Genomic DNA, 8994 nt, shown 5'->3' with positions numbered 1-8994 from the left:
ACGGGCGGGCGGCTCCGGGCGGAGTGACGGGCGGGGCGAAGGGGGGACGCGGACCGGCGGTCGCGTCGGCCGGCCGCGCCCACCCTGCGTAGACCCCCTACGCACAGTGATGTGCGCCACGTCTCCACGAGCCGGCCCGCTTACGGGGCCGGCTTTCGGGTGTTCAGGAGGAGAGCCGCCGCCTCCCGGGAAGCCTGTAGTCGCGGGACCACCCCGCGTGCACGTGCATCTGCTCATGCATCAGCACGTGAACGAAGCTATGATCACGCGCAGTTGACCGATGCACCATTGGCCACGGCACCACCAGGAGCAAGCAGTGCACCAGGCGTACAACGGCATGGCGGCAACCGAACTCCAGCAGGTCCACCGGGTCGTGTGGCAGAAGAGCCGGCACAGCAATTCCCAGGGCACCTGCGTGGAGTTCGCCAAACTCCCGGGCGGCGATGTCGCTGTGCGCAACTCCCGCCATCCCGAGGGCCCCGCGCTCGTCTACACGCGCGCCGAGATAGAGGCGATGCTCCTCGGTGTGAAGGACGGGGAATTCGACCACCTGGTCACGGGCTGAGGGCGACTTTCGCCCGGCGGCCGCCCCGGCGGGCCCGCCTCGTCCCGCACGCACCCCCGGTGGCGTGGCGGAAGGCCGGGCGCGCGCCCGCGCACGGAGCGTGAAAAAGAGCGGTGACCGCGTACGGCGGCACCGCTCCTCGTTCTTCCCGGGCCCCCGGCCCGCGCGTTCACACCCGGAACAGCGCCCACACCATCTTCCCGTGCAGCGACCCCGCGAGCGGGTGCCAGCCCCAGCTCTCGCTGAAGGAGTCCACGAGGAAGAGACCGCGACCGCACTCCGCGCCGAAGTCCTCGGCGCGGGCCACCGGGCTCGCGTCGCTCGGGTCGCGCACCGCGCACATCAAGCGGCCCGCCCAGCGCATGAGATGGAGCCGTACCGGCCCCTCGTCCTCGTCCGGGGACGGCGCGGGCAGCGCGTGGCGCAGCGCGTTGGTGACGAGCTCGGAGACGACCAGGGCGATGTCGTCGGCGAGTTCGGCCAGTTCCCAGCGGTCCAGGGTCGTGCGCGCGAACTGCCGTGCCTCGCGCACGCCTTCGAGGCGGGGGCTCACGGTGCAGGAGGCGGCGTCGCTGACCGTCGCGGGGTCGAGCGGCGGAAGCCCTTGCCTCAGCGGGTCGAGCATGGTCGATCCATTCGTCCCCATGCGAGGCACTCCCGGAATTCGCGATGGCTGCGCGGCGGTGCGCCCCCATCGTGGCGGAACGCACACAGCGGATGCAAGGGCAGATGCACGTGCACGCGCCGGAATTGCCGCCACACCTACCACTTCACCCCCATTTCTTCCCGCCAACTCGCGGCAACTCTTCCCGGCACATGACACAACCTTTCCGTTTCCGTAACCGAACGAGTACGGCACGGAGCCTTTTAGTGGCAGACTGCGGGGCTTGAAAGGCATCGCCCTTGACGCCACATGGAGGGGAGGCTGGGTGTCGTGACCGCAGGGGACTGGGGGCAGCCCCAGGCCGAAGGGGCAGGCGGCGGCTCGGTCGTACGGCGCATCCTGCTCGGCTCGCAGCTGCGGCGGCTGCGCGAGTCGCGCGGGATCACTCGCGAAGGCGCCGGCTACGCGATCAGGGCCTCGGAATCGAAGATCAGCCGCATGGAGTTGGGACGGGTGAGCTTCAAGGCGCGGGACGTGGAGGATCTGCTCACGCTCTACGGCGTGCACGACGCGGCGGAGCGCGGTCAGCTGCTCGGCCTCGCGAAGGAGGCGAACATCGCGGGCTGGTGGCACAGCTACTCGGACATCCTGCCGAGCTGGTTCCCGACGTACGTGGGCCTGGAGGGCGCCGCCTCGGTGATACGGGTCTACGAGGTGCAGTTCGTGCACGGGCTCCTCCAGACGGAGGCGTACGCGCAGGCCGTCGTCACCAAGGGGATGCCGGACGGCGACCCCTCCGAGATCGAACGGCGCGTCGCGCTGCGCCTGGAACGGCAGAAGGTGCTCGTCGCCGAACGCGCCCCGCACTTCCACGCGGTGCTGGACGAAGCCGCGTTGCGCCGCCCCTACGGCGGCAGGGACGTGATGCGCGGACAGCTGGAACACCTCATCGAGATGTCCCAGCACGAGAACGTGACGCTCCAGGTGATGCCGTTCAGCTTCGGCGGGCACTCGGGCGAGAGCGGTGCCTTCTCGCTCCTCGGTTTCCCGGAGTCCGACCTCTCCGACCTCGTCTACCTCGAACAGCTCACCAGCGCGCTCTACCTCGACAAGCCCGAGGAAGTCGCCCTGTACGGCGGCACGTTCGAGCGGCTGAGCGCGGACTGCCCGGGCCCCGAGGAGAGCCGCGACCTGCTGCGCGGGCTGCTCCAGCTGATGTGAGGCGGCGGGGGCCTCCGGGGGCGGGAGCGGGGCGTTCGCGCGCGGGGGCGTGATCCGTGCGGGGGAGCCGCGGGGGAGCTTCCGCCCGCGGGCGGGATTCCGGGCGGGGGCCGGATTCCCCGCGGGCCGGGGCCTGTTGCGTATGCGAGGGGCGCTCCGTCCCCCTGGCACAGCGTCTCCCGCGCGGCCCGGTTTCCGCCTGCGCGCCGCCGCTCGCGCGTACCATGCACGCCAACGGGGAGTCGCGGGCGGGCCCTTGGGCCCCCGGCGGCACGTGCGCAACCGGCAAGGATATGGCCCATGTCGTTCTTCACCGACCTGTCCCAGCAGTACATCGACGGCGAATGGCGCGTCGGCCGGGGTTCCTGGGACGTCATCGACTTCAACCCGTACAACGGCGAGAAGCTCGCCGCCGTGACCGCGGCGACCGGCGTCGAGGTGGACGAGGCGTACCAGGCGGCGGCGCGGGCCCAGCCCGGCTGGGCCGCCGCGGGACCGCACGCGCGCCGCGACGTGCTGGAACGGGCCCGTACCGCGCTCGTCGGGCTGCGCGAGGAGACCGCCGACGCGATGATCGCCGAACTCGGGGCGACGCGCGCGAAGGCGTACTACGAGATCGACCTCGCCGCCGAGTTCCTGCGTCACGCCGCCGGGGTCGCCGTGATGCCGGACGGCGAACTCCTGCCCGCGCTCGCGCCCGGCAAGGAGAACCGCGTCTACCGCGAGCCCGCCGGGGTCGTCACCGTCATCAGCCCGTTCAACTACCCGCTGCTGGTGACGCTCAAGTCCGTCGCGCCCGCCCTCGCCCTCGGCAACGCGGTCCTCGTCAAGCCGAACCAGAACGCCCCGATCGTCGGCGGCGGCCTCGTGGCCCGCATCTTCGAGCTGGCCGGACTGCCCGCCGGGGTGCTCAACGTGCTCGTCACGGACATCGCCGAGATCGGCGACGACCTCATCGAGCACCCCGTCCCGAAGGTCATCTCCTTCTCCGGCTCGGACCGCATCGGCCGCCACGTCGCCGCCGTCGCCGCCCGCGCCCTCAAGCGCACGGTCCTCCAGCTCTCGGGCAACGGCGCCTTCGTCGCGCTCGGCGACCTCACCGGGGCGGCCCTCGACCGGGCCGTGGACGCGGCCGTCTTCAGCCGGTACGTGTACCAGGGCCAGGTGTGCATGGCCGCGAACCGCATCCTCGTGGACCGCGCCCTCGAACCCGGGTTCAGCGCCCGCTTCACGGAACGGGTCGCCGCGCTGCGCACCGGCGACCCCGCCGACCCGGCGACCCAGCTCGGCCCCGTCATCGACTCCTTCCACGCCGAGGCCCTGACCGCGCTCGTGGACGAGGCGCTCGCCGAGGGCGCGACGCCGCTGCTGCGCGGCCGCACCGTCGGCAACCTGGTCGAGCCGACGATCCTCACCGGCCTCTCGCCGCACTCGCCGCTGCTGCGCCAGGAGATCTTCGGGCCCGTCGCCCTGCTCGTCCCCTTCGACGGCGACGAGGAGGGCCTGCGGCTCACCAACGACACCCCGTACGGGCTCAGCAGCGCCGTCCACACCGGGGACGCCGAGCGCGGCGTCGCCTTCGCGCGGCGCGTCGAGGCCGGAATGATCCACGTCAACGGCACGACGATGGAGGACGACCCGATGGCGGCCTTCGGCGGCGTCAAGCGCTCCGGCATCGGACGGCTCAACGGGGCGGCGTCGGTGGACGCGTTCACGACGCAACGGTGGATCTCCGTGCAGCACGGGCCCGCGACCTACGAGCTGTGAGGCGGCGGGCCGCCCCCGGCCCGCCGCGCGAGTGCCCGTCCGTGAGTGCCCCCCCCACAGCCCGCCACCGCGCCCCACCGCGTGCCGCCGCTCCCCGCCGCGCGCCGTCCCCGCCCGCCGCGACGTATCGCGGACCGAAACTGTCCGCGATGGTTCCTGCCTTGCTCCTACCGGTCCGAAAGGGCCGGGATACGGGACCCGTCACGGGTACCGCGAAGCCCCTCACGGGCCCTTCGGAGCCCCCGGGCCGCCGGGCGGCCCACGGAACAAGGAGAACCCCATGGCACAGCAGGTCGGTCCCGAGCGTCCCGGCGACGAGACGGGCGCGCTGCTCGCCTTCCTCGAAGACCAGCGCGAGGCCATCCGCCGCGCCACCCTCGGGCTCACCGAGGAGCAGGCCAGGCAGCGGCCCTGCGCGAGCGGACTGAGCCTCGGCGGGCTCCTCAAGCACACCGCCGAGACCGAGCAGGGCTGGCTGGCCCGCGCCCAGGGCGTCGCCCCCGACATCGCGCGCACGCCCGAGAACTGGAACGAGAGCCACGTCCTGCTCGACGGCGAGACCCTGGCGGACACCCGCGCCTACGGCGAGAAGGTCGCGCGCGACCCGGAGGAGTGGATCAGGTCGCGCCCCGGCCTCGACGAGACCTTCCCGCTCCCGAAGGCCCCGTGGTTCCCCGACGCCGACGGCGTCTCGCTGCGCTGGCTCCTGCTCCACCTCATCCGCGAGAACGCCCGCCACGCGGGCCACGCGGACATCCTGCGCGAGCAGCTCGACGGCGAGACGGCGTACTCCCTGGCGACGCGCGAGGGCTGAGGGAAGGCGCGGGGCGGGCCCGGCCCGCCCCGCGCGCCTCAGTGGTGGAAGGCCGTCGCCCGCTCTTTGCCGCGCGTCGAGGGCCCCGGCTGCGCCCGGAGCTGCGGCAGCAGGGCCGCCAGGTCCCCCAGCAGGAGGTCCGCCAGGTCGGAGGAGAAGCCGTTGCGGCAGACGATCCGCAGGACCGACAGGTCCTCGCGGTGCGCCGGGAAGGTGTACGCGGGGACGAGCCAGCCGCGTTCGCGCAGCCGGCGCGAGACGTCGAACACGTCGAAGGCCGTGACGTCGTCCGCCGTCGTGAAGGCGAGGACGGGCAGCTCGTCGCCGCGCGTCAGCATCCGGAAGTCGCCCAGCGCCTCGATGCGCTCGGCGAGCCTCCGCGCCACGTCCCTGCTCGACTGCTGCACCGCCCGGTAGCCCTCGAAGCCGAGGCGCAGGAACGTGTAGTACTGCGCGACGACTTGCGCGCCCGGCCGGGAGAAGTTCAGCGCGAACGTGGGAAGTTCACCGCCCAGGTAGTTCACGCGGAAGACCAGCTCCTCGGGCAGCGCCGCCTTGTCCCGCCACAGCGCCCACCCCACTCCCGGGTAGACGAGCCCGTACTTGTGCCCCGAGGTGTTGATCGAGGCCACCCGCGGCAGCCGGAAGTCCCACACGAGGTCCGGGTCGAGGAACGGCGCGATCATCGCCCCCGAGGCCCCGTCCACGTGCACCGGGATGTCGAGCCCGGTCCGCTCCTGGAGCGCGTCGAGCGCCGCGCACAGCTCGGCGACCGGCTCGTAGGAGCCGTCGAACGTCGAGCCGAGGATGCCGACGACACCGATCGTGTTCTCGTCGCACAGCTCCACCGCCGCCTCCGGCGAGAGGTGGTAGCGCTCGCCCTCCATCGGCACCTGCCTGGGCTCCACCTCCCAGAAGGCGCAGAACTTCTCCCAGCACACCTGCACGTTGACCCCCATCACGAGGTTCGGCCGCGCGCTGCCCGGATACCGGTCCTTGTTCCGCCGCGCCCACCGCCGCTTGAGCGCCATCCCCGCGAGCATGGACGCCTCGCTCGACCCGGTGGTCGAGCACCCGACCGCGTCCCGCGCGTCCGGCGCGTGCCACAGGTCGGCGAGCATCGCGACGCAGCGCCGCTCCAGCTCCGCCGTGCGCGGGTACTCGTCCTTGTCGATCATGTTCTTGTCGAGGCACTCGCTCATGAGCACCCCGGCCTGCGGCTCCATCCACGTCGTGACGAACGTGGCCAGGTTGAGCCGCGCGTTCCCGTCGAGCATCAGCTCGTCGTGCACGAGCTGGTACGCCGGGTGCGGAGCCATCGGCTCGCGCGGCAGCCGGTGCCGGGGCGGGGCCTCGCGCATCCCGTCGAGCGGGTCGGCCTCGCCGAAGAACGGGTTCACCGCGAGCGGCTTGTCCCGCTCCTTCGCGTCCTCGGGCGGGTGGTGCAGCATGGCGGCTCCCTCGGGGGTACGGGGCTCGTGTCGCGGGCAGCGTAGGCGGATTCCGTACAAAAACGGGGCAAGCCGCTACGTGCCGGAGCCGCGTTCCGCCGGTACGGGCCCGGGGGCGCCGAGCCGCATCGGCGGCCGCCCCGTCACGAGCAGCCACGCGGGGAGCGCCGCGAGGCACAGCAGCGGCAGCACCGCCGTGTCTGCGACCAGCACCGCCGCCGTGAACAGGCTCAGCCACCCCTGCCGCGTCACCGCGAGCAGCACACCGAGCACCCCGCACGCCACCGCGGGAGCCTCCGGAGCCGCGCCCGGGAAGAGCTGATGCGCGCTCAGCCCCAGCGCCACCCCTACGAACACGGCCGGGAAGATCCGGCCGCCCCGGAACCCCGAGGACGCCGCCACGAGCAGCGCCGCCGTCTTCACGACCGCCATCCCCGCGAGCGCCCCCGCCGACCAGTGCCCCGGGTGCGCGCTCAGCTCCTTGACCTCGTCGAGCCCCTTGAAGAGCGTCAGGTGCCCGCCGAGCACCCCGAGCCCCCCGAGCACGAGCCCGCCCGCGCCGCACACCAGGACGGGGTGCCCGAGCCGCGCGAAGGCCCGGTGCGCGTACGGGAGCGGCGCGACCGCGCACAGCCCGAGCACCGCGCCGGCCAGGCAGACCAGCAGAGCGGGCGCCAGGTGCGCCCAGCGCGGCTGTCCGTACGCGGGCAGCGCGAGGTCGAAGCTCGGCTCCGCGACGAGCGTCATCGTGAGCGCGCCGGCCGCGCCCGCGAGCAGCGGCGCGTACAGCCGGTCCCACAGCGCGGCGCCCGGCCGCTCCGTGAGCATCTCGGTGAGGACGAGGGCCGCCGCGACCGGCGTCCCGAAGAGCGCCCCGATCGTCCCGGCCGCCGCGAGACCCGTCCACAGCTGCCCGGCACGCGGGGCGCCGGCCTGTGCCCCGCCGCGTACACGAGCGCCACGTTGACCGCCGTGATCGGGTTCTCGGGGCCGAGGCTCACGCCGCCCGCGAGCGAGAGCACCGTCGCGAGGAGGAGGCCGGGGAGCTCGGCGAGCGGCAGCGGCGCGTCCACGAGCCCGGTCGTCGCCGGATCGGGCCCGGCGTGCCCGGGCACGTACCGCACGACGAGGCCCGTGAGCACGCCCGCGCACGTCAGCACGAGGACCACCCACCCGGCCGCGTACCGCCCCACCCCCAGCGCCTCCGGCAGGCTCTCCCACCACACCCCCTGGAGCCGCTCCTCCACCGCGCTCACCCCGAGCAGCACGCACGCGGCGAGCACGCCGGTGACGAGCGCGGGGAGCGTGAGCGGGGCGAGGCGGCGGGCGGTCGGCGTCAGGACGGGGGGAATCGGGGCATGGCGGTACGTTACGGGCGCCGGGTCCGTCGTGAGGTGCGGCACCCTCGCGCCGGGCGCGGAACCGCCCCAGCGCTCGCGCGCGTCGACCGGGGCAGGCGCGCGCCGCCCCGGCGGCGGCCCCAGGCGCCTCGCGGGCCCGTGCGGCGCGGCGGTCCCGGGGGACGGGCCGTGCGCGGGCCGGGAACGCGGGCGGGACGGGCCTCGTTGGTAGCTTTGCTACCGCATGACTTTCCCCCGGCGGCAAAACGATCCCCGCCACCCCTCCGCCGAACGGCCGTCCCTCCGCCGGCCAGGACCCCCAGGAGCCCGAACGTCGTGAACTCGCTTGCTCTCGGACCGAGCTGGCTCGATCCCAACACCATGCTCGACAACTTCGGCGTCTGGGGACTCGCACTCATCGTCTTCGCCGAGTCGGGGCTGCTCATCGGCTTCTTCCTGCCGGGCGACTCGCTGCTCTTCACCTGCGGGCTGCTCATCACGAGCGGCGACCTCGACTTCCCGCTCGCCGGGGCGATCGCGATCATCTGCGTCGCGGCGATCCTCGGCGACCAGGCCGGGTACCTCTTCGGCAAGAAAGTCGGGCCCTCGCTCTTCAACCGGCCGGACTCGCGGATCTTCAAACAGGAGAACGTGCAGAAGGCGCACGAGTTCTTCGAGAAGTACGGCGCGAAGTCGCTGGTCCTGGCCCGCTTCGTGCCCGTCATCCGCACGTTCACGCCGATCATCGCGGGCGTCAGCGGTATGGCCTACCGGTCCTTCGTCACCTTCAACATCATCGGCGGCGTCCTGTGGGGCGCGGGCGTGACGCTGCTCGGCTCGTGGCTCGGGAAGATCGACTTCGTCAAGGAGAAAATCGAGTTCATCCTCATCCTGATCGTCCTCGTCTCGGTCGTGCCGATCGCGATCGAGTACCTGCGGGCGCGCGGCAAGAGCGGCAAGAAGTCCGCCGACTCCACCGACTCCGCCGCGCCGGGCGCCGGTGACCCCGTCCGCCGCGAGGGCGAGGACCCGCGCGGCCCGGGCGCCTCCGCGCGCTCCGCGTGGGACTCCGCCCCCGCCGCCGGGGGCGCCTCGTACGGCTGCCCGTTGACCCCGGCCCCGTTCGGCGGCCTGTAGGTTCCCGAGGGGTATGCTCCGTATTTTTCGTTCGTCGGTCCGCATCCTTTACTGCTTCTTTTCTTTTTTTTTTTTTTTTTTTTTTTTTTTTTTTT

General features: G+C 72.8%; 6 protein-coding genes and 2 pseudogenes. 5 read left to right on the top strand and 3 right to left on the bottom strand.

Features of this window, described 5'->3' with window-relative positions; all coding sequences use genetic code 11:
- Positions 1 to 316 precede the first annotated feature (316 nt).
- Positions 317 to 565, top strand: a complete 249-nt coding sequence (locus SSBG_RS11960; protein ID WP_008746394.1) for a DUF397 domain-containing protein — start codon at positions 317 to 319, stop codon at positions 563 to 565.
- Between the two features lie 169 nt (positions 566 to 734).
- Here the strand turns inward: SSBG_RS11960 and SSBG_RS11955 are convergent, their stop codons facing one another.
- Positions 735 to 1190: an ATP-binding protein gene (locus SSBG_RS11955; protein WP_037869551.1), complete on the bottom strand. Its 456-nt coding sequence runs from the start codon at positions 1188 to 1190 to the stop codon at positions 735 to 737.
- 309 nt (positions 1191 to 1499) lie between these two features.
- On the opposite strand from SSBG_RS11955, the gene SSBG_RS11950 reads away from it, so the two are divergent.
- From SSBG_RS11950 to SSBG_RS11940, 3 genes are all read left to right on the top strand, one after another.
- The gene (locus SSBG_RS11950; RefSeq protein WP_008746392.1) at positions 1500 to 2390 is read left to right on the top strand and encodes a helix-turn-helix domain-containing protein; all 891 of its coding nucleotides are present in this window, start codon (positions 1500 to 1502) and stop codon (positions 2388 to 2390) included.
- Between the two features lie 300 nt (positions 2391 to 2690).
- Complete coding sequence (locus SSBG_RS11945; protein ID WP_008746391.1) at positions 2691 to 4157, top strand: aldehyde dehydrogenase family protein; 1467 nt, start codon at positions 2691 to 2693, stop codon at positions 4155 to 4157.
- A gap of 280 nt (positions 4158 to 4437) precedes the next feature.
- Positions 4438 to 4971, top strand: coding sequence for a DinB family protein (locus SSBG_RS11940; protein ID WP_008746390.1), 534 nt, complete (start codon positions 4438 to 4440; stop codon positions 4969 to 4971).
- 38 nt (positions 4972 to 5009) lie between these two features.
- Here SSBG_RS11940 and SSBG_RS11935 read toward each other — a convergent pair whose 3' ends face one another.
- On the bottom strand, positions 5010 to 6422 hold the full coding sequence (locus SSBG_RS11935) for a glutamate decarboxylase (protein WP_008746389.1): 1413 nt from the start codon (positions 6420 to 6422) through the stop codon (positions 5010 to 5012).
- Between the two features lie 75 nt (positions 6423 to 6497).
- Positions 6498 to 7774, bottom strand: a pseudogene (locus tag SSBG_RS11930) (ion channel protein).
- A 324-nt stretch (positions 7775 to 8098) separates the two neighbouring features.
- Here SSBG_RS11930 and SSBG_RS11925 point away from each other — a divergent pair.
- Positions 8099 to 8896: pseudogene (locus tag SSBG_RS11925) on the top strand (DedA family protein); the annotation flags it as partial.
- Positions 8897 to 8994 lie beyond the last annotated feature (98 nt).

Origin of the sequence: Streptomyces sp. SPB074, assembly GCF_000154905.1 — a bacterium.
GTDB lineage: Bacteria > Actinomycetota > Actinomycetes > Streptomycetales > Streptomycetaceae > Streptomyces.
This window is presented reverse-complemented; position numbering and strand designations above follow the sequence as displayed.